1 rRNA gene is annotated in these 231 nt (G+C 57.1%); it reads left to right on the forward strand.

What is annotated here, in order from left to right:
- Positions 1-231, forward strand: a 16S ribosomal RNA gene (locus tag EHS19_RS10560); the annotation flags it as partial.

Here is a 231-nt window from a genome sequence, read left to right on the forward strand (position 1 = left end):
CAAGGCTAAAACTCAAAGAAATTGACGGGGGCCCGCACAAGCGGCGGAGCATGCGGATTAATTCGATGCAACGCGAAGAACCTTACCTGGGCTTGACATGTTCCCGACGACATCAGAGATGGTGTTTCCCTTCGGGGCGGGTTCACAGGTGGTGCATGGTCGTCGTCAGCTCGTGTCGTGAGATGTTGGGTTAAGTCCCGCAACGAGCGCAACCCTCGCCCCGTGTTGCCA

This window comes from Bifidobacterium jacchi, assembly GCF_009078285.1.
In the GTDB taxonomy this organism is placed as follows: domain Bacteria; phylum Actinomycetota; class Actinomycetes; order Actinomycetales; family Bifidobacteriaceae; genus Bifidobacterium; species Bifidobacterium jacchi.